The 18,527-nt window shown below is 72.5% G+C and carries 22 protein-coding genes and 4 tRNA genes; 12 read left to right on the forward strand and 14 right to left on the reverse strand.

Going from position 1 to position 18,527, the window contains the following annotated elements:
* The first annotated feature begins 20 nt into the window (after window positions 1-20).
* From H4W81_RS07665 to ligD, 3 genes are read left to right on the forward strand one after another with little or no spacing between them, the layout of a single operon-like run.
* Window positions 21-539, forward strand: a complete 519-nt coding sequence (locus H4W81_RS07665; protein ID WP_192774146.1) for a hypothetical protein — start codon at window positions 21-23, stop codon at window positions 537-539.
* A 44-nt stretch (window positions 540-583) separates the two neighbouring features.
* The gene (locus tag H4W81_RS07670) at window positions 584-1,324 is read left to right on the forward strand and encodes a crotonase/enoyl-CoA hydratase family protein (protein WP_192774147.1); all 741 of its coding nucleotides are present in this window, start codon (window positions 584-586) and stop codon (window positions 1,322-1,324) included.
* Between the two features lie 44 nt (window positions 1,325-1,368).
* On the forward strand, window positions 1,369-2,535 hold the full coding sequence (gene ligD, locus H4W81_RS07675) for a non-homologous end-joining DNA ligase (RefSeq protein ID WP_192774148.1): 1,167 nt from the start codon (window positions 1,369-1,371) through the stop codon (window positions 2,533-2,535).
* On the opposite strand, the gene H4W81_RS07680 is transcribed toward ligD, so the two are convergent.
* Entirely contained in the window at window positions 2,532-3,647 is a 1,116-nt protein-coding gene (locus H4W81_RS07680) for a hypothetical protein (RefSeq protein ID WP_192774149.1), read from the reverse strand. The two genes, ligD and H4W81_RS07680, sit on opposite strands and share 4 nt — an antisense overlap.
* 72 nt (window positions 3,648-3,719) lie before the next feature.
* Entirely contained in the window at window positions 3,720-4,160 is a 441-nt protein-coding gene (locus tag H4W81_RS07685; RefSeq protein WP_192774150.1) for a nucleoside deaminase, read from the reverse strand.
* 54 nt (window positions 4,161-4,214) lie between these two features.
* On the opposite strand from H4W81_RS07685, the gene H4W81_RS07690 reads away from it, so the two are divergent.
* On the forward strand, window positions 4,215-4,859 hold the full coding sequence (locus H4W81_RS07690; protein ID WP_192774151.1) for a hypothetical protein: 645 nt from the start codon (window positions 4,215-4,217) through the stop codon (window positions 4,857-4,859).
* On the opposite strand, the gene H4W81_RS07695 is transcribed toward H4W81_RS07690, so the two are convergent.
* The gene (locus tag H4W81_RS07695) at window positions 4,844-5,239 is read right to left on the reverse strand and encodes a winged helix-turn-helix transcriptional regulator (protein ID WP_192774152.1); all 396 of its coding nucleotides are present in this window, start codon (window positions 5,237-5,239) and stop codon (window positions 4,844-4,846) included. The two genes, H4W81_RS07690 and H4W81_RS07695, sit on opposite strands and share 16 nt — an antisense overlap.
* Before the next feature lie 9 nt (window positions 5,240-5,248).
* Here H4W81_RS07695 and H4W81_RS07700 point away from each other — a divergent pair, with 9 nt between their 5' ends.
* Window positions 5,249-6,478, forward strand: a complete 1,230-nt coding sequence (locus tag H4W81_RS07700) for an LLM class flavin-dependent oxidoreductase (protein ID WP_192774153.1) — start codon at window positions 5,249-5,251, stop codon at window positions 6,476-6,478.
* 44 nt (window positions 6,479-6,522) lie between these two features.
* Entirely contained in the window at window positions 6,523-7,986 is a 1,464-nt protein-coding gene (locus tag H4W81_RS07705; RefSeq protein ID WP_192774154.1) for a gamma-glutamyltransferase family protein, read from the forward strand.
* A gap of 21 nt (window positions 7,987-8,007) precedes the next feature.
* Here the strand turns inward: H4W81_RS07705 and nfi are convergent, their stop codons facing one another.
* From nfi to H4W81_RS07720, 3 genes are read right to left on the reverse strand one after another with little or no spacing between them, the layout of a single operon-like run.
* The gene (gene nfi / locus H4W81_RS07710) at window positions 8,008-8,637 is read right to left on the reverse strand and encodes a deoxyribonuclease V (protein WP_192780682.1); all 630 of its coding nucleotides are present in this window, start codon (window positions 8,635-8,637) and stop codon (window positions 8,008-8,010) included.
* Between the two features lie 30 nt (window positions 8,638-8,667).
* Window positions 8,668-9,150 carry a metallophosphoesterase family protein gene (locus tag H4W81_RS07715; RefSeq protein ID WP_192774155.1) on the reverse strand — a complete coding sequence of 161 codons (483 nt, stop codon included), beginning with the start codon at window positions 9,148-9,150 and terminating at the stop codon, window positions 8,668-8,670.
* Window positions 9,151-9,157: 7 nt separating this feature from the next.
* Window positions 9,158-9,649, reverse strand: coding sequence for a copper chaperone PCu(A)C (locus H4W81_RS07720; RefSeq protein WP_192774156.1), 492 nt, complete (start codon window positions 9,647-9,649; stop codon window positions 9,158-9,160).
* Between the two features lie 190 nt (window positions 9,650-9,839).
* Between H4W81_RS07720 and H4W81_RS07725 the strand changes: the two genes are divergently transcribed.
* The gene (locus tag H4W81_RS07725; protein ID WP_192774157.1) at window positions 9,840-10,100 is read left to right on the forward strand and encodes a hypothetical protein; all 261 of its coding nucleotides are present in this window, start codon (window positions 9,840-9,842) and stop codon (window positions 10,098-10,100) included.
* A 67-nt stretch (window positions 10,101-10,167) separates the two neighbouring features.
* Here H4W81_RS07725 and H4W81_RS07730 read toward each other — a convergent pair whose 3' ends face one another.
* Both H4W81_RS07730 and H4W81_RS07735 read right to left on the reverse strand, forming a co-directional pair.
* Window positions 10,168-10,626, reverse strand: coding sequence for a GNAT family N-acetyltransferase (locus H4W81_RS07730; RefSeq protein ID WP_225958501.1), 459 nt, complete (start codon window positions 10,624-10,626; stop codon window positions 10,168-10,170).
* 90 nt (window positions 10,627-10,716) lie between these two features.
* Window positions 10,717-10,854, reverse strand: a complete 138-nt coding sequence (locus H4W81_RS07735; protein ID WP_192774158.1) for a hypothetical protein — start codon at window positions 10,852-10,854, stop codon at window positions 10,717-10,719.
* Here H4W81_RS07735 and H4W81_RS07740 point away from each other — a divergent pair.
* Both H4W81_RS07740 and H4W81_RS07745 read left to right on the forward strand, forming a co-directional pair.
* Complete coding sequence (locus H4W81_RS07740; RefSeq protein ID WP_192774159.1) at window positions 10,853-11,476, forward strand: TetR/AcrR family transcriptional regulator; 624 nt, start codon at window positions 10,853-10,855, stop codon at window positions 11,474-11,476. The genes H4W81_RS07735 and H4W81_RS07740 overlap by 2 nt on opposite strands.
* Before the next feature lie 57 nt (window positions 11,477-11,533).
* Entirely contained in the window at window positions 11,534-12,718 is a 1,185-nt protein-coding gene (locus tag H4W81_RS07745; protein WP_192774160.1) for a cytochrome P450 family protein, read from the forward strand.
* 12 nt (window positions 12,719-12,730) lie between these two features.
* Here the strand turns inward: H4W81_RS07745 and H4W81_RS07750 are convergent, their stop codons facing one another.
* Window positions 12,731-14,302, reverse strand: a complete 1,572-nt coding sequence (locus H4W81_RS07750) for a hypothetical protein (RefSeq protein WP_192774161.1) — start codon at window positions 14,300-14,302, stop codon at window positions 12,731-12,733.
* 114 nt (window positions 14,303-14,416) lie between these two features.
* Here H4W81_RS07750 and H4W81_RS07755 point away from each other — a divergent pair, with 114 nt between their 5' ends.
* Both H4W81_RS07755 and H4W81_RS07760 read left to right on the forward strand, forming a co-directional pair.
* A complete protein-coding gene (locus H4W81_RS07755; protein WP_192774162.1) occupies window positions 14,417-14,830 on the forward strand; it encodes a RidA family protein in 414 nt (137 codons plus the stop codon).
* Window positions 14,831-14,906: 76 nt separating this feature from the next.
* Complete coding sequence (locus H4W81_RS07760) at window positions 14,907-16,196, forward strand: hypothetical protein (RefSeq protein WP_192774163.1); 1,290 nt, start codon at window positions 14,907-14,909, stop codon at window positions 16,194-16,196.
* A gap of 1 nt (window position 16,197) precedes the next feature.
* Here H4W81_RS07760 and H4W81_RS07765 read toward each other — a convergent pair whose 3' ends face one another.
* A complete protein-coding gene (locus tag H4W81_RS07765) occupies window positions 16,198-17,478 on the reverse strand; it encodes a YibE/F family protein (protein ID WP_318781593.1) in 1,281 nt (426 codons plus the stop codon).
* Between the two features lie 269 nt (window positions 17,479-17,747).
* Between H4W81_RS07765 and H4W81_RS07770 the strand changes: the two genes are divergently transcribed.
* Window positions 17,748-18,080, forward strand: coding sequence for a YnfA family protein (locus H4W81_RS07770; RefSeq protein WP_192774164.1), 333 nt, complete (start codon window positions 17,748-17,750; stop codon window positions 18,078-18,080).
* 62 nt (window positions 18,081-18,142) lie between these two features.
* On the opposite strand, the gene H4W81_RS07775 is transcribed toward H4W81_RS07770, so the two are convergent.
* From H4W81_RS07775 to H4W81_RS07790, 4 genes are all read right to left on the reverse strand, one after another.
* Window positions 18,143-18,214, reverse strand: a tRNA-Val gene (locus tag H4W81_RS07775).
* 21 nt (window positions 18,215-18,235) lie between these two features.
* A tRNA-Gly gene (locus tag H4W81_RS07780) sits at window positions 18,236-18,307 on the reverse strand.
* A gap of 51 nt (window positions 18,308-18,358) precedes the next feature.
* A tRNA-Cys gene (locus H4W81_RS07785) sits at window positions 18,359-18,429 on the reverse strand.
* A gap of 15 nt (window positions 18,430-18,444) precedes the next feature.
* A tRNA-Gly gene (locus tag H4W81_RS07790) sits at window positions 18,445-18,516 on the reverse strand.
* Window positions 18,517-18,527: the final 11 nt, after the last annotated feature.

Genomic DNA, 18,527 nt, shown 5'->3' on the forward strand with positions numbered 1-18,527 from the left:
TCTGGCGCGGTTCCGGTGCGGTGTTCTACTTCGGCCTCGGCCTGCTCCTGGGCGCGAGCACGGTCGCGTTCGTCGCGGGCGTGTTAGGCGGCGTGGTCCAGGCGCTCGTGCCCGCCTCCGTGCGGCTCGGCGCGCTCGCCCTGCTGGCCGCGGCCGTCCTGGCCAGGGAGACGGGACTGGTCTCCTTCAGGGTGCCGGAGAACCGTCGGCTGGTGCCCGAGCACGTCCTCAACAAGGGACGGGTCGTCGGCGGCATGCAGTTCGGGTTCGAGATGGGCACGGGCATGCGCACCTATTCGCCTTCCGCGCAGCCTCACCTGGTGCTGGCCGCCATGGTGCTGGCCCTGCCGTTCGGCGGAACGCTCGCCGCCGGCGTCGGCTTCGGCCTGGCCCGCTGGGCCATGGCCGCGGCCAGCATGGCGCACAGTGACGACGGTTCGTGGACGGCGGCCTGGCACCGCAACCAGCGGCCACTGGCCGTGGCCACGGCCGTGGCCACGATCGGCTCGCTGGCGCTGGGCCTGGTGATGTCGGCATAGTCGCCGTATGGCCGGAAACGGGGCCCGAACGAACGGAGAAGCACATGAGCGTGCGCGTCGAGCGGGAGGGCCCCGTCACCACGGTGGTGCTCTCCCGCCCCGAGGCCCGCAACGCCGTCGACCGCGCGACCGCCGACGCGCTGTCCGAGGCGTTCACCGCGTTCGAGGAGTCGGACGCGGCCGTCGCGGTCCTGTGGGGTGAGGGCGGCGCCTTCTGCGCGGGGGCCGACCTCAAACGCCTCGACAACCACGTGGGCGAGGAGGGCGACGGCCCGATGGGCCCGACCAGGATGCGGCTGTCCAAGCCGGTCATCGCCGCCGTCGCGGGTCACGCGGTCGCCGGCGGCTTGGAGCTCGCCCTCTGGTGCGACCTGCGGGTGGCCGAGGAGAGCGCGGTCTTCGGCGTCTTCTGCCGTCGATGGGGTGTCCCCCTCATCGACGGCGGCACCGTACGGCTGCCGCGCCTCATCGGCCTGTCCCACGCCATGGACCTGATCCTCACCGGCCGCCCGGTCCACGCCGACGAGGCGTTGCGCATGGGCCTGGCCAACAGGGTCGTGCCCGACGGGCGGTCCCGTCAGGCGGCCGAGGCGCTCGCCCGCGATCTGGCCAGGTTCCCGCAGACCTGCATGCGCGGGGACCGGCTCTCCGCGCTGGAGCAGTTCGGCCTGCCCGAGGAGGCGATCCGCAACGAGCTGCGGATCGCCATGACCGCGCTCGGCGACGCGGTCACCGGCGCCGCCCGCTTCGCCGAGGGTGCCGGTCGCCACGGCGACTTCTCCTGAGAAGGGTCCATGATCTTGTCGTACCCGCCGCGTAAGGTGAGGACATGCCGGACATCGACGGTGTGACGATCAGCAGCCCGGACAAGGTGATCTTTCCGCAGGGCGGGCGGACCAAGCTCGACCTGATCCGCTACTACCAGGCCGTCGCCGACGGCGCCCTGCGCGGCGTCTCGGGACGGCCCATGATCCTCAAGCGCTTCGTGCACGGCATCGAGGAGGAGGCGTTCTTCCAGAAGCGCGCCCCCACCAAGCGCCCCGACTGGGTCGAGGTCGCCGAGCTGCGCTACCGGTCGGGTCGCAGCGCCGAGGAGGTCGTCGTCACCGACGTCCGCCAGCTGCTGTGGGTGGTCAACCTCGGCTGCGTCGACCTCAACCCGCATCCGGTGCGCGCCGCCGACCTGGCCCACCCCGACGAGCTGCGGATCGACCTCGACCCGGTGCCGGGCGTGCCGTGGGGCCAGGTGGTGGAGACCGCGCAGGTGGCCCGCGAGGTGCTCGCCGACCACGGGCTGACCGCCTGGCCCAAGACGTCGGGCTCGCGCGGCTTCCACGTCTACGCCCGCATCACGCCGGACTGGCCCTTCGCCCAGGTGCGCAAGGCCGCCGAGGCCGTCGCCCGCGAGGTCGAGCGCCGCGCGCCCGACCTGGCCACCAGCAGGTGGTGGAAGGAGGAGCGGCAGGGCGTCTTCGTCGACTACAACCAGAACGCCTACGACCGCACCGTCGCCTCCGCCTACTCCGTCAGACCGGTCCAGGACGCCCGCGTGTCCACGCCGCTGACGTGGGACGAGGTGCCGGGATGCCGGCCCGAGGAGTTCACGATCGACACCGTGCCCAAGAGGTTCGCCGCGCTCGGCGACCCGTGGGAGGACATGGACCTGCACGCGGGCTCGCTGGCCCCGCTCCTCGAGCTGGCCGAGTCGCAGGGCCCGCCGCCCGAGCGCGCCGAGCTGCCGCTGGTCGAGATCGCGCGAGCGCAGCACAAGGACGAGGCGCTGGCCGGGCTCGACCGGTGGAAGGCCCGCCACCAGCGGGTCGTGGAGTTCCTCGAACCCGCCGACGTGCTGGTGGACGGCATGCGCGGCCGCAGCAGCGTGTGGTACCGCATCAGGGTCAACCTGCAGCACGTGCCCGCCGAGCTGCGTCCTGATCAGGAGGCGCTGGAGGTCGACTACAACCCCTGGCCGGCCGACTGGCGCCCGCCCGGCTAGACCCGCTGCTCGGAGTCGTGCCCGTGGTCCTGGGCCTGCTCCTGTTCGAGGTCGCGGTCGAGCTCGGCGATGACCGCCGTCACAGGGGTGCACACCGGCAGTCTCGGCGTGCTGAAGTAGCCGGGCTTGTGCGTCCGCAGCAGCGCCTCGCCGTCGAGCTGCCAGGTGAAGCCGCGCCTGCCGAGCAGGGTGGCGAACAGCCGGCTCGCCCGTTCGGGGTCGCGCGCGGCCAGCCGCCTGATCGGCACCGGTGAGACCGCGTCGCCGCGCAGGTAGCGGCTGACCGCGTCGCGGTAGCGGGTCCTGGTCACCAGCGAGGGGTCGGCGAAGGCCTCCTCCACGGCGGCGAAGTCGGTGTAGTAGCCGAGCCCGTCGCGCTCGTCGAAGATCAGCGCGACCGACTCCTCCCCGGCCAGGTGGTCGGGGAAGCTCAGCGAGGTGAACGCGCCCATCCGCGCCGACACCTCCGCGCCCTGCATCACCACCAGGTCGGCGCCGAAGTGCTCGGTGAACTGCCGCCGCTGCGCCGCCTGGATCTGCCAGGCCTCGGCCAGCAGGGCCGGGTTGCGGAACACCCTCGCCGGGTTCCGCAGCGCGGCCTCGGCCGCGGCCCGCACCAGCCGCCCGCGCGCGTCGGCGGTGTAGACGGCGGGCGTGGCGCTGATCATCCAGTCGTCGAGCGTGACGGGGATGATCCGCCCGACCAGGAACATGCCGGGATCGAGCGCCTCGAAGGCGTCCTCGCCCAGATCGGAGTGGGCGGTGTAGGTGAGCTCGTCGATCAGGTTGTGCAGGATGAGCGCGGGGCCCGCGACGGTGCGGACCTCGAAGATGCCCTCGACGACGTCCTTCCAGCCGAGCACCATCGCGCGCTCGGCCTCGTCCAGCTCGGGCCGCTCGGCCAGGAACCTGTCGATCAGCAGGTCGCCGCCGGGCAGGCGGTACTCCAGCGCGAAGTGGTCGAGGGCGAGCGCGGACGTCGCCTCGTCGGTGACCACCCCGTCGGGGAAGAACCGGCTGTACACCAGGCCGAGCTCCCTGGTGAACCTGCCTGACACCGCGAACTCCAGCAGCTCGGGTTTCAGCTCCGCGGCACGCGCGAGTAGATCCATGGGGCGACCTTAGCCGCGCGCCGTACCGGCTTGAGGTGATTTCCGGTAACCAGACGGTCACTCGCCGAGAGGTCAGGACGGCTCGCCGATGTCCTCGTTCCACACCTGCGGCCAGCGCTCGACGAAGGCCGCCATGAGCGCGCGGCACTCGGCGGAGTCGGCCACCACGACCTCCACTCCTTCCGCTCTGAGCAGGTCCTCGCGCCCCATGAAGGTGCGGTTCTCGCCGATCACCACGCGGGGGATCTCGTACAGCAGGATCGCCCCCGTGCACATCGCGCAGGGCGACAGCGTGGTGTACATGGTCGAGCGCCGGTAGACCTGCGCGGGCCGGCGCCCGGCCCGCTCGAGCGCGTCGGTCTCGCCGTGGCGGATGACGCTGCCCTCCTGCACCCTGCGGTTGCGTCCCGCGCCGAGCACCCGGCCGTCGGCCACCAGCGCGGCGCCCACCGGCACCCCGCCCTCGGCCAGGCCGATCCTGGCCTGCTCGATGGCGATCTCCAGGAAGTCCATCAGCCCACCCTAGGCTGCAACCGGCGTGCAAGCCCGCGAGCCTACCTTCGTCGCGTGTCCAGACGATGGTTGACCGGAGTGGCCGCCGCGATGGCGGCCGCGACCATGACGCTCCCCGCCGTCGCGGCCCAGGCCGCGACCATGACGCTCCCCGCCGTTGCGGCCCACGCCGCGGCGCCGAAGCCCGCCACCACCGCCAAGAGGCTGTTCGAGGCGTGGTCGCGCGCGGACAGGACCGCCGCGGCGAGCGTGGCCGCGCCCGGCGCGGTGAACACGCTGTTCGCCTACCCCTTCAGGGCGCCCGACAGGTTCGCCGGATGCTCGGGCGGCGCCTGCCGCTTCGTGCACACCAGCGTGCGCGTGCCGGGCGAGCTGAACGGCCTGCTGATGATCGTTTCCGGGGCCAAGGTGACGAAGGTCTACACCTCGCGCCACCTGTCGGCGGCGGCCGCCGCCAAGCACCTGCTCAACGCCTGGCACCGGGGCGACCGCAACCAGGGCCTGGAGGTCGCCGGCGCGGCGGCGGTGAAGACGATCTTCAGGGTGAAGTGGGACCCGCGCGGCGTGCCGTACACCTTCCAGGGCTGCGACAAGAGCGTCTGCTCGTGGTCCTACGAGGGCGGCGCGATGCTCATGCACGTGAGGGGCTCGAAGGCGCGCGGATACGAGGTGCGATCGATCAGCTACCTCGCCGACTGATCCGCCGGCTGATCCGCCGGCTGATCCGCCGGCTGATCCGCCGGCTGATCCGCCGGCTGATCCGCCGGCCGGCCCGCCCACTGGTCGGCCCACGCCATCAGCGGGCGCATCGCCTCCACCAGGGCCGCGCCGCTCTCGGTGAGCGTGTAGCGAATCTGGACGGGAGTGGTGGGCCGCACGTCGCGGGCCACCACCCCGGCCTCCTCCAGCTCGCGCAGGCGCTGGGCGAGCAGCCGCTCCGACAGGCCGGGCACGTCGTCGCGCAGCTCGCCGTAGCGGGTCGCGCCCCTGGCCAGCGCCAGCAGGATGACGCCGTTCCACCTGCGCCCCACCAGCTCGATCGCGAGCTGGAACTGCGGGCAGTGCCGGCTGAGCGCCACGTGGCCAGTGTGCCGCTCCGTCCCCCTGCCATGCTGGCCAGAGCCGCCGCCAGCCTCGACATCCTCAGCGGGGGCCGGCTGGAGCTGGGGGTCGGCTCAGGCGCCTTCTGGGACGGCATCGCCGCGATGGGCGGCGAGCGCCGTACGCCTGGGGCGGCGGTGGCCGCGCTCGAGGAGGCCATCGCGGTGATGCGCGCCCTGTGGACCCCCGGTGCGGCGGTCAGCTTCGACGGCGAGCACCACCGCCTGGACGGCGCCGCGCCGGGGCCCTTCCCTCCCCATCCCGTCGGCGTGTGGATCGGCGCCTACAAGCGGCGCATGCTGGAGCTGACCGGGCGGACCGGTGACGGCTGGGTGCCCTCCTCGGCCTACGCGGCGCCGTCCGAGCTGGCCGCGATGAGCGCGGTCATCGACCGCGCCGCCGAGGACGCGGGGCGCGACCCCGCCCTGATCCGCCGCGTCGACAACGTCAACGGCCGCTTCTCCAGGCTCGCGGGCAAGGGCTTCCTCGACGGGCCGCCCGCGCTGTGGGCCGAGCAGCTCACCGAGCTCGTCCACGCGTACGGCATGAGCGTCTTCGTCATGGCGCCGGGGGAGGAGCGCGACCTCAAGATCTTCGCCGAGGAGGTCGCGCCCGCCGTCAGGGCCGCGGCCGGCCGCGAGCGGCCCGAGGCCGTCCAGCGGGTGGCGCGCGGGCCGCTGGAGGAGTCGACCAGGCCGAGGCTGCCCAAGCGGGACCTGTCGGCGCTGCCCGCCGCCCAGCAGGAGCGCGGCCTGCACCTGGTGATGGTCCACGACCAGCTGCGCCAGGAGCTGACCCAGATCCGCGACGCCGTGGAACAGGTCGCGGCCGGCCGGGGCGAGGTGGCGGCGCTCCGCTCGATGATCAACCAGCTCACGATGCGGCAGAACTACTGGACGCTCGGCAGCTTCTGCGCCTCCTACTGCAGGATCGTGACCGTGCACCACACGATCGAGGACGAGCGGATGTTCCCCGCGCTGAAGGGCGCCGAGGCGGCGCTCGCGCCGGTCATCGACCGCCTCCAGGAGGAGCACGAGGTCATCGCGGAGCTGCTGACCGGCCTCGACGCGGCGCTCGTGGCCATGGTCGAGGACGCCGACGCCATCGACGGCGTGCGCGAGCGCCTCGACGTGCTGTCGGAGGCCCTGCCGTCCCACCTCGCCTACGAGGAGGAGCAGCTGGTCGAGCCGCTCGCCCGGCTCGACCTCGACATCTGACCCCTGGCGCGGGGTCGCGCACGCGGGCCGGGCACTATGAGCGGATGTCCTACACCTGCGCCATCGCGACCCCGCACGCCCTGGCCACGGCCGCCGCCGAGGAGGCGGTCGCGAACGGGGGCAACGCGCTCGATGCCGCGCTCGCCGCGGCCGCCACGCTGTGCGTCGTCTACCCGCACAACACCTCCGTCGGCGGCGACCTGATCGCGCTCGTGCGCGCCCCCGACGGCCGCATCACCTGCGTGAACGCCAGCGGGCCCGCCCCGGCGAAGGCCGACCGCGCGGCGCTCGCCGACCGCCACGGCGGCCTCATGCCGATCACCGGGCCCGACACGATCACCGTGCCCGGCGCCGTCGCCGGGTGGGCGGCGCTGCACGAGGAGGGCGCCGCGCTGGAGTGGCGGGCCTGCTTCGAGGCGGCCCTGCGGCACGCCGCCGCCACCCCCGTCGTCCCCGGGCTGGCCGAGGCGATCGCCGACGCGGCCGACCTGATCGACGCCGACCCCGGCATGCGGCAGGTGTTCAGCCCCGGCGGCAGGCCGCTGGCCGAGGGCGACACCCTGCGCCAGCCCGCGCTGGCCGCGACGCTGGCCGACCTCGCCGCGAACGGCCCCGCCACCCTGTACGGCGGGCCGCTCGGCCGCCGCCTGTCGGGCGTGCTCGACCTGGCCGACCTGGCGGCCTTCGAGGTGGAGCGCACCGCGCCGCTCAGCCGTACCCTCCGCGGCCACGACGTGCACACCAGCCCGCCCAACACCCACGGCTTTCTGCTGCTGCAGGCCCTCGCCGCCACGGAGCCGCTCCCTCGGGCCTTCCACCGCGGCATCGCCGACCGGGCCGGGCACCTGGCCGACCCCCGCTTCGTGCCGGTGGACGTCGACGCCCTGCTCGACCCGGACCGGGGGCCGCTCGCCCCGCCCGAGACGGCCGTCACCGGCAGGGCCACGGGCGACACCGTCGCCGTCGTGGCCGCCGACAGCGACGGGTGGGCGGTCTCGCTGATCCAGAGCCTGTTCCACAGCTTCGGCTCGGGCGTGCTCGACCCCGCCACCGGCGTCCTGCTGCACAACAGGGGCTCGTTCTTCTCCCTCGACCCCGCCTCGCCCAACGTCATCGCCCCCGGCAAGCGGCCCGCGCACACGCTCATGCCGGTCATGGTCACCAGGGGCGGGCGGCTGGTCTGGGCCGCGGGCACGATGGGCGGCAAGGCGCAGCCGCAGATCCTCACCCAGGTGCTGACGCGGCTGTTCGACGGGGCCGACCCGGCCTCGGCGGTGGCCGCGCCGCGCTTCGTGGTGGGCGGCCTCGAGGTCGGACAGCGCGAGGACACCGTCAGCGCCGAGGCCGACCACGCGGAGCTGGCCGAGCTGGCCGCCACGGGCGCGCCGATGGTGACGCTTCCGTCGCGCTCGGAGTGGGTGGGACACGCCCAGGTCGTCGCGGCCGATCCCTTCGCCGCGGGAAGCGACCCGCGCAGCGACGGCAGGGCGGCCGTGGTCCACAGGTGACATGCGGGGGATGTCCGGCTCTCATGAGCGTGAGAGCCGGTCGGCCATTCTGATCGGCTCGGGCAGCCGGAAGCCCGGCGACAGGCGCAGCACGTGGGAGCAGGCGTTGTCGAGGCTGATCCGGTGGCCCTGCGAGACGTAGACGGGTTTCACGCCGTCGCGGGTGCGCAGGGCCCGGCCGACCACGTCGCCGTCGAGCACGATCGGGCTCCACGAGCCGCGTTCGGCGGCCGGCTCGTCGTGCCGTCCGACGAAGGCCGTCTTGGCGACGCCGATCGTCGGCAGCCCGGTCAGCACGCCGAGGTGGCAGGCAAGGCCGAAGCGGCGGGGGTGGGCGAGGCCGTACCCGTCGCAGACCAGCAGCTCCGGCGCCACGGTCAGCTTCTCCATGGCGGCCAGCAGCGGCGGCAGCTCCCTGAAGGCGAACAGGCCGGGCACGTAGGGGAAGCTCGCGCGCTGACGGACGGCCACCTGGTCGGCGATCTCGAGCGTGGCCGCCCTGAGCACGACCACGGCTCCCGTCACCTCGTCGTCGCCCGCGTAGCCGACGTCGAGCCCGGCGACGTACTCCACCCGCTCGGGCCCGGGATCGGCCAGGTCGACCAGTGGGCGCAGCCGCTCCTGCTCGGCCTCCGCCTCCTCGATGGACATCACACCCCTATCCAACAGGACCCGCCGCGCTCAGGTGACCGGCACGATCCGCGCCTCGACGAGCGCGCCGTCCTCGACGAGGAGCAGCCCCATGGTGCCGTGCGGCTGGCGGCGGCGGTCGGTGGGCGAGCCGGGGTTGAACAGCCGCAGGCCCTCGGCCTTCAGATCCATCGGGATGTGGGAGTGCCCGAAGACCACGAGCTCGGCCCAGGGGAAGCGGTGCCGCATCCGCGCCGCCCTGCCGGTCGCGGGCCCGCTGTCATGGATCATGGCCACGCGCAGGCCGTCCAGCTCCAGCTGCAGGGTCTCCGGCGCCACCACGTCGGGCCCGTCGTTGTTGCCCTTGACGACGTGCACGGGCGCGAAGACCGCCAGCTCGTCCAGGACGGAGGGGACGCACACGTCGCCCGCGTGCAGGATCAGGTCGGCGCCGCGCAGGTGCGCCGCCACCCGCGGCGGGCACGACCGCCACCGGCGCGGCGCGTGCGTGTCGGACAGGACGGCGACCCGCATCCGGCGCTCAGTGCGTCGCGGTGGGGCTCGCCGTGGGCGTGACGCTGGACACGGGACCCGCCCGGTACTTCAGCGGCACCTGCACCCGCACGTCACCCGCGTCGCGGAAGGTGAACGTCATCGGGATCCAGCTCTGACCCTTCAGCCCCGAGACGGTGGCGATCGGTCTGTCGGTGCCGACGGGCTGGTTCGGCGGCAGCTCGACCGGGGCGGCCAGCCGTACGGACCCGCCCTGGACGGTGATGCGCTCGAGCCGGTCGGCCGCGGTCCTGTTGTTGATCAGCACCGCGTACAGGGGAACCTCGGCGGGGGCCGACTGGCCGGGCGCGCCGCCGAGCAGGTACGCGTTACGCAGGTGCACGCCGTGCACGCTGGCGTTGGCCCCCTCGTTCTGCTGGAACTTCGTCACGTCGCCGTAGTCGGTGACCATGGCGGTACACGCGCTGGTCGCGAGAGCGAGGCAGAGCGCGGTGGTCGTGAAGGCGCGAAGCGTCGGCACGGCAGACCTCCATTCACGCGGGGTCGGACCACTCGCGCTACCCGGGCAAGGCCCCATGTAACCCGCGTTTCACCAGGTCGGGGCGGTGACGGGGGCACGGGACACCTTGACCGACATACCCACCTATCCGGATAGCCACATCATCTGAAAAGGTAGGACATCAATAGACAGACCATCAGGGGTGAGAAAGATGACCGTTGGCTCCCGGCACCAGCGTGCCCCGGGACTACCTCCCCCCTGGCCCGGTGACCGCTACGAGGTGCTGTGCCAGCGCCTTGCCCCCTTCAGCGGCACCAGGGACCAGTACCACTTCGCGCAGTTCGCGATGGAGTCGGCGAGGGCCCTCGAGGACGCGGGTCTGGCGACGCGGGTCGCGGTCATCAGGCTGGCCGACGACACCGTCATCTACGACCCGGTCGGAGGTGTCGAGCTGCCACAGGAGCAGTGGTGACGCGCGGGGTCAGGCGTCGTCCTGCGGGCGCAGGACCGAGTAGAGGAGCTGGTCGTGCCAGCGGCCCTCACGCCACTGCGCGCGCCGGATGAGGCCCTCCCGCTCGCCCCGCCCGGGACAGGGCGCGCTGCTCGGCGATGTTGGCGACGTCGGTCGACGCCTGCACGCGCTCGGCCCTGGTGTGGGCGAACAGGTAGGCCGCCAGCTGCCGCTGGGCCTGCGTGCCGATGCCCTTGCCGCGGTAGCCGGGGAAGACGGCGATTCCGATCGTCCAGCACCAGGAGGTCGGCAGGGGACCCCACGCGCTCTGGTGCCAGCTCACCGTGCCCGCGGGCGCGCCGTCCGCCTCGATGGTGAAGCGCCCGCCTTCGGGACTGAGCAGCCCGTTGTCGGCGAAGTCCCTGCGCATCGCGTGGAAGGACCGGTACCCGAACCACTGCAGGGGCCCGGTGCCGTCGGGGCCGTCGGTGTGCTGCTCGAAGAGGTCCAGGTCCGCTTCGCGGACCGGCCGCAGGGTCACGTCCATTGTTCCTCTCCTATACGGCGGTGCGTGAGCCGTCCAGGCTAGAGGGGGCGGACCGGCCCGCGCACCCCGATATCGCCCCTGCCCGCCCGTTCAGGTGAGGACCCCGCGGACGGCGGCCTCCTCCTCGGCGGAGATCGTGGCGCCGTACCTGCCCTGCCAGAAGTCCCCGAGCCCCATGGGGCCACCGTATGGACGCGGAGCTGAACGTCTGTTTAGTATGCTGTCCATGCGTTCAGACAGTGACCTCACGGCTCGCGCCAGGATCAGGGACGCGGCGCTGGAGCTGTTCGGGGCCGAGGGCGTCAACCGGGTGAGCGTGCGGGCCATCGCCGCCCGCGCCGGCGTGTCGCCCGCCCTGGTCCTGCACCACTTCGAGTCCAAGGAGGGGCTGCGCGCCGCCTGCGACGCGTACGTCATCTCGCTGGTGCGCGGCGGTCCCAAGGCCGACCTGGAGGACACCGCGGGCCTGGCGGCCATGCTCGACGCCGGCGCCGCCGTACGGCGCTACCTGGGCCGCGCCTTCCTCGACGGCACGCCGGAGGCGGCGGCGCTGTTCGACGAGATCGTCGCGGCCACCGGCCGCTGGCTCGACGACGGCGTGCGCGAGGGCTGGGCGCGGCCGAGCGACGACCCGCGCGCCCGCGCCGCCATCTATGTGACCTGGCTGCTCGCCCCGCTGGTGTTCGGCGACCACCTGTCCAGGGTGCTCGGCGTGCCGGACCTGCACACGACGGACGCGACGCTGCGCCACTCCCGCGCCGGCATCGAGATCTTCACCCACGGCGTGTTCGCCGACGAGCGGTTCCTGGGCGCGTGGGACGACGTCAGGAACGAGCGGAAACCGCGATGAGCCCCCGGACCCCGTCGAGATCCCCTCTGCGCATCCCCCCTCCATGGAGCCATGATCATGAATGAACCGGAGATCATCGGGCTGCTGACCGCCGCCGACAGGGACGCGTTCCTGTCAGGACTCGGCGCGAAAGGCCCCGTCACCCTCGGCCGCTACGTCGACGGCACCGCCATCTGGCTGGTCACCGGCTACCAGGAGAGCGTCACCGCGCTGACGGATCCGCGCTTCAGCAGCGACCTGGCCCGGCAGTCGAAGGTGGACGTGGCCGCCGCGGCCGGACTGCCCGCGGACGTGGCGCCGTACCTGATGAGCACGCTGGGCGCCTACGACCCGCCGGACCACACCAGGCTGCGCAGGCTCGTGTCGCGCGCGTTCACCCCACGCAGGGTGGAACTGCTCAGGCCGCGCATCCAGGAGATCGTCGACACCCTCCTGGACGGCCTCGGCGGCGGGGGCGACCTCATCGAGGGCTTCGCCTACCCGCTGCCCATCCAGGTCATCTGCGAGTTGCTCGGCGTTCCGGACGACGACAGGGACACCTGGCGCGCGTGGGCCGCCGACCTGTCGGCCCCCGACCTCACGCGCGTTGCCTCGGGAGCCCGCGGCCTGGTCGGGTACATGGCCGGGCTGATCGCGGACAAGCGGACCTCGGCCGGCGACGACCTGCTGTCGGCGCTCGTCCGCGTCCAGGAGGACGACGGTGACCGGCTCGGCGAGAAGGAGCTGATCGCGATGGCGATCAGCATCCTGGTCGCCGGGCACGAGACCACCGTCGGCCTCGTCAGCCAGAGCGTGTGGCTGCTGCTCACCCACCCCGGCCTCATGCGGGAGCTGCGCGCCGACCCCGGCCTGATCCCCTCGGCCGTGGAGGAGTTCCTGCGCTACACCGGTCCCGCCGAGATCGCGGTCATGCGCTACACGCGCGAGCCGGTCGAGCTCGGCGGGGTGACGCTCCCCGAGGGGGAGGCCGTGCAGGTGGTGTACGCGGCGGCCAACCGCGATCCGCGCCGCTTCGACGGCCCCGACCTGATCGAGCTCGGCCGCGCCGACAACGCGCACCTGGGTTTCGGGCACGGGATCCACTACTGCCTCGGCGCCGCCCTGGCCAGGGCCGAGGCGCAGATCGCGCTGCGGAGCCTGCTCGACCGCTTCCCCGGCCTCGCGCTGGCCGTACCGGCGGCGGAGATCACCTGGCAGCCAGGGATGAAGCGGGCGCTGAGCGCGCTACCCGTACGCACCTGACCCGCGGCCCGGTCACGGTGTCCTGGCCAGGAGGGCGGCCATCTCGTCCCTGGTGACCTCGTCGGGTTCGACCGCCGCCGCCTGCCGCACCCAGCCCACCGCCTCCTCCGGTACGGCCGGCGCGGGCCAGGCGGCCAGGGCGCGGACCGCGTCGCGCCTGACGTGGACGACCCTGTTGGCCAGCGCCACCCTGATCAGCGGCAGCCCCGTCCGGGGAAAGCCGTCCAGGCCGCCGACCACGCTGCCCAGAGCGCGGTCGGCGGTGCACTCCTCGCCGAAGCCGTAGTGCTCGCCGGGGCCGTTGACGAGCTCGGCGAGGGGAAGCAGCCGCCCTGCCAGGTGGCACAGCCGTTCGGCCTGCCCGGGGGTGGCGTGGCGGATCGCCAGCCGCCAGGTCCACTCGTCCATCGGGTCCGACTCCAGCCGGGCGACGGCCTGCTCGACCATCGGCACACCGAGCGCGGGCGCCATCCAGAGCGCGGTGCCGAAGCCCGGGTCATGAGGGTCGGACAGGTGCGTCAGCACCAGCTCGCGCCAGCGCCGCTGGCCGGCCAGCCGTTCGTATCGCCACAGGAGCCGCTCGGTCTCCTCCGCCGGCCACGGCGGCGAGCCGCCCGGATCGCGAAGGAAGCGCAGGACGGCGTCGAGGCTCGTCAGCCGGACGAGGCCGGCGTCACGGCCGTCGAGGAGGTCGGCGAAGCGGTGCATCGCGGGCACGGCCTCGGCGTAGTCGCCCATGTCCTCGGCGGGTCCGCCGATCGCCAGGGCGGTCAGGATCAGGCCCGCGCTGTCGAGCAGCTCGTCGTCGATGTCCGGCTCGAGGAGCGCCGTGTACAGGTCGCCGGTGGTGGCGGCGAGGTGGGCGAGGTACTCGTTCATGATCCCGTTGCGGTATCCCTCGCGCAGCAGCCAGTCCTTGACCTCCGGATCGTCGCAGTCCTTGAGCCGTTCCACGGCGTGGATGCGGCCCCAGGCGGACACCCGGCGCGCCAGCTCGTACACCGCGCGCTGCCTGTCGGGCTGGGTACGCGTGAGCGCGACCACCGCGTACAGCGTGAACTCCTCCAGCGTGCCGAGCAGCAGGAGCAGGTCGCGGTCGCGCTCGTCGCCGCACGCGCCGACGAGGACCAGGCCGATCTTGACGGCCTCGCGGCGGGTGCCGTGCTCGGCCAGGTGGCGGCCCAGCGCCCGGATCCGGTCCCCGCGCGGGCGCCGTCGCCCCAGCTCGGCGATGAGGTCGTCGGCGAGGTCGATCGCCCGCGCCGCCGCCAGCAGGTCGTGCAGCCGCACCAGGTCCGCGTGGGCGGGCTCGGCGGTGACGAGCTCGACGAGCAGATCGGCGGCCCGCGTGACGGCGCCGGTGTCGGGAGTGGTGCCGAAGTGGTGGGTCCGCACGCCGTCCAGGACGACGCTCGGCACGTACGGCGCGCCGTCGTCGGGGCGGGGCGGTTCGTCGGGTAGTCGCTGAGCGTCCTCCGGCCACGGGCCGGGGCCGTGCAGGAGGGACATCGCGAGCGCGTGTGCGAGAAAGGTGGGGCGATCGTCGAGGGGATCGTCGCCCAGCTTCCACGTGCCGGGGTTCACCGGCTGGGGCGGTGGCCGCCCTTCCCGTAGATCATGCCGCCATGATGGCCCAAGGGCGGCGCCGGCCGCAATAACCGGTGGCGGGCAAGATCTCGACGCGGCACACTCGGGCGCATGAGCCCGTCGATCGTCCGAGTCAATCCTGAAGGCGCGCATCCCACTCCGGGATACAGCCATGTCACCGTGGTCGAGGCGGGGCGTACCGCCTTCCTCGCCGGCCAGTGCCCGCTGGACGCGTCGGGCGCCCTGGTGGGCGCCGGCGATCTGGACGCCCAGGTGGACCAGGTCGTCGCCAACGCGCTCCTCGCGCTGGACGCGGTGGGCGCCAGCCCCGGCCAGGTCGTCCGTTCCGTGATCTACGTGGTGAGCGACGAGACGGCCGTTCTCGGCGCGGTGTGGCACCGTCTCACCGCGTCGGCGCTGGCCGAGGCGTTCTCCACCGCGAGCACGCTGCTGGGCGTCGCGCGGCTCGGGTTCACCGGACAGCTCGTCGAGCTCGACCTGACCGCGGCGCTGCCGGGGCGCTGATCTCCCGAAGATCGCAATTCGGGCACCGGCCTTGTACGATCATGCAGACCTTTCGACTGCGAACGAGAGGGACGCCATGCGACGGATCCGGATCGCCGTGGCGATCGCCATGGGACTGGGAGCGGTGACGGCCACGGCCACACCCGGTGTCTCCGCCGTCGGCCCGGACGCCGCGGCCAGCGCGCCCGCGCCGCTGAAACGCCTGGACACCACGGGTCTAGACCTGCGCGTGGGCAGTGATCCGTACACCGTTCCACCGGCTGCGGAGTTCGAGCCGGTCGGCATCGACGGGGCGCTCACCGGAGACGGCCGCACCGCGTTACCGGGCGCCGAGGACGCCGAGTGCGCCGGGCGCGCCGCCTACCTGCCGAGGCTGCCCGTCAGCTCCTGGTTCTGCTGGGACACGCGGGCGCAGGGCGACAAGCAGGACATCCCACACTCGCCGTGGGTGCCGCAGGGCCTTGCCACCTCCGGCGAGGCCCAGCTCGACGGCACCCCCGTCGGCAGCGCGCACCGGGCCCTGATCACGAGCTGGACCTGGCAGAACTCGCCCGATCCCAGCGCGCCCGACTACCGCACCAACTCGGTGAACCTGTCGGTGGTGAACCTCGACGACCGCCGCTACCGCAATGTGCTGCCCGTATGGGTGGACGGGGCGGGCGTCCTGCGCCGGGTGTACGGCCACGGCGGCGGGCTGGCCTGGTACGGGCCCTACCTGTTCATGACGTCCAGCTCCAACTGGAACGGCTACCCGGGCCCGGACGCGGGCAGGCACACCATCAGGGTGTTCGACACGCGCAAGATCTACCGCAAGAGGGACGGCGGCGGCGGCGACTACCGCTACGTCATGCCTGAGGTCCGCCACTACATCACCCCTCTCCTGTTCGACTACGTGTCCCTGGACCGCAACAGCGCGGGCGGCGCCAGCCTGGTCGCCGGCACCTACAAGCGCTCCGGCAGCACGTCCGCCTCGCTGGGCGGCACGAAGCTGGTCCGCTACCGCTTCCAGTCCGGCCCGCTCGGCGACTACCGGCTCGTCGCCGCGCCGGTGCAGGCGTGGGTGTCCACGGTCCCGGCGAATCCGGCGGACGTCATCAGCGACGTGCAGGGGGTGCAGGCCGACGGCGACCGCCTCTACCTCAACATGTCGGCGGGCTCCGTCCCCGGAGCCGACCCCAGCCGGCGCTTCGCCACCGTCGAGGTCGGCGGCGACCCCTCGACCTGGACGATCAACGCGCACAGGAGCTGGGCCTACCGGCCGGAGGACCTGTCGCTGTGGTACGCCACCGGCGAGCTGTGGGGCCTCACCGAAGGCGAGGAGGAACGCGTCGTCTTCTCGCTCAGGCTGACTCACCTGAACCCCTAGCTCACCCGACGAGATCGGGCAGTGAGTCGGGCCTGCGCCGGTGCCGCGCCGCGGCGGCCGCGTGGTCGTCGTCGCCGCCGCGCGTCGCCCGGATGCCCGCCAGCGCGGCCAGCGCGGTCGTGATCGGCACGGCCGCGATCAGCCCGAGGGTGCCGACCACACTGCGGACGATCTCCTGCGCCAGGACCGGGTTGGTCACGATCTCGCCCAGCCCCTGGTCGCCGACGCTGATCAGCAGGAGCAGCGGCAGGGAGGCGCCGGCATAGGCCAGGATGATCGTGTTGATCACCGAGGCGATGTGCGCCCGGCCGACCCGCGCGGCGGCGCGATACAGCTGGCCGAACCGGTAGCCGGGGTTGGCGTGGGCGAGCTCGGCCACGGTGACGGCCTGTGTGACGGTGACGTCGTCGAGCACGCCGAGCGACCCGATGAGGATGCTGGCCAGCAGCAGGCCCTCGGTGTTGATCCGGTAGCTGGTGTCGAGGTAGAAGGAGCTCTCGTCGGTGATCCCGTTCAGCTGCACGAGGTCGATGGCCGCATACGACAGCAGGCCGGTCAGGGTGAGGCTGGCCACCGTCCCGAAGATGGCCATCGACGTGGTGATCGTGAAGCCGTGGGTGAGGTAGAGCACCGAGAACATGATCGCCGCGGCGCCGATGATGGCCACCAGCAACGGCGGCTGACCGGCCAGGATCGCCGGGATGACGAACGCCAGCAGCAGCACGAACGTGATGGCCAGGCCGACCAGCGCCGTCAGCCCCCGCCAGCGGCCGAACGCGACCACGGCCAGCACGAAGGCGGCGGCCATCAGCCACAGCGGCGATGACCTGTCGTGATCGGAGATCTGGTACGGCGAGACCTCCAGGACGGGTTCGGGCGAATAGATCAGCCGGATGTCGTCGCCCACGGCGAACCGCTGCGCCCCCGGGCCGCTGGGCAGCTGCGTGATGATGGTCTCACCGGTGTGCGGACCGCTGGTGAGCTCGACCTGCGCGTCCCCGCACGTGGCCGGGTCCGGGGGCACCGGCTCGCCCTGGGGCGCTCCTTCGAGCGGGGGCTCCTTGGGGCACCGTTTCAGCGTGATGGCGGTGACGGTGCCGGTGAGGCGCTGCACTCCGGCCTGCGGCTGTGACGTCTGCGCGGGCTCCTTCCGCTCGGCCGGCCACATCCAGATCAGCGCGATCAGCGTGGCCAGCGCCAGCGGGACGATCACCGCCACCGTCGCGATCAGGGTACCCCGCGAGGTGGGCCCGGCCGGTTGATGCGAATGGTTGGCACCCACGCGAACACGCTCTCCTTTTCCGATCACCTGACTGCGCGGCGCACCGGGCCACGGCATCGCCGTCCGGCCCGGACGGCCGCCGGGTTCCAGGGTGCCATCCATGGGACACCGGTCGATCCGTGTCATCGACGCGCACGCGCTCACCTGGCCGGGCACCACCAGACCAGTACCCGGCGATGATCACGAAACCTCTGGTTGCTGGTGCTGGAAGAGCGGCGCCCGGGAACAGCGGGTTCGCGGGGTGGAGTCGTCTCGGTAGCGTCGTCTTCATGACGATCGTCAAGTCCCTGCTGCTGTTCTGCCTCGCCGCGCTCGCCGAGATCGGAGGTGCGTGGCTGGTCTGGCAGGGCGTGCGCGAGCAGCGCGGCCTGCTGTGGATCGCCGCCGGCGTCATCGCGCTGGGCGCGTACGGTTTCGTCGCCGCCTTCCAGCCGGACCCGCACTTCGGTCGCGTCCTGGCCGCCTACGGCGGGGTGTTCGTCGCGGGGTCACTGCTGTGGGGAGTGCTGGTCGACGGCTTCCGCCCGGATCGGTGGGACCTGATCGGAGCGGCCGTCTGCCTCGCCGGAGTCCTGATGATCATGTACACGCCACGACCCTGAGATGACTCCAGTAAAGAGCGAGAGGCTGGATCCGATGTCTCGGATCCAGCCTCTCCATCAGGTGGACGATACTGGGATTGAACCAGTGACCTCTTCCGTGTCAGGGAAGCGCTCTCCCGCTGAGCTAATCGTCCGTATTGAGTTGTGTAACTCAGAGCGGAAGACGGGATTCGAACCCGCGACCCTCACCTTGGCAAGGTGATGCTCTACCACTGAGCCACTTCCGCATGGCGCTCGCACTACTTTAGCGGATCCGCGAGGTTCCGCGTCACGCACCGAGGTGGAGACGGGATTTGAACCCGTGTAGACGGCTTTGCAGGCCGCTGCCTCGCCTCTCGGCCACTCCACCAGGAGATCGTCTCCGAGCGGAAGACGGGATTCGAACCCGCGACCCTCACCTTGGCAAGGTGATGCTCTACCACTGAGCCACTTCCGCGTGTGTTCCGG

This window comes from Nonomuraea africana (genome assembly GCF_014873535.1).
Lineage (GTDB): Bacteria > Actinomycetota > Actinomycetes > Streptosporangiales > Streptosporangiaceae > Nonomuraea > Nonomuraea africana.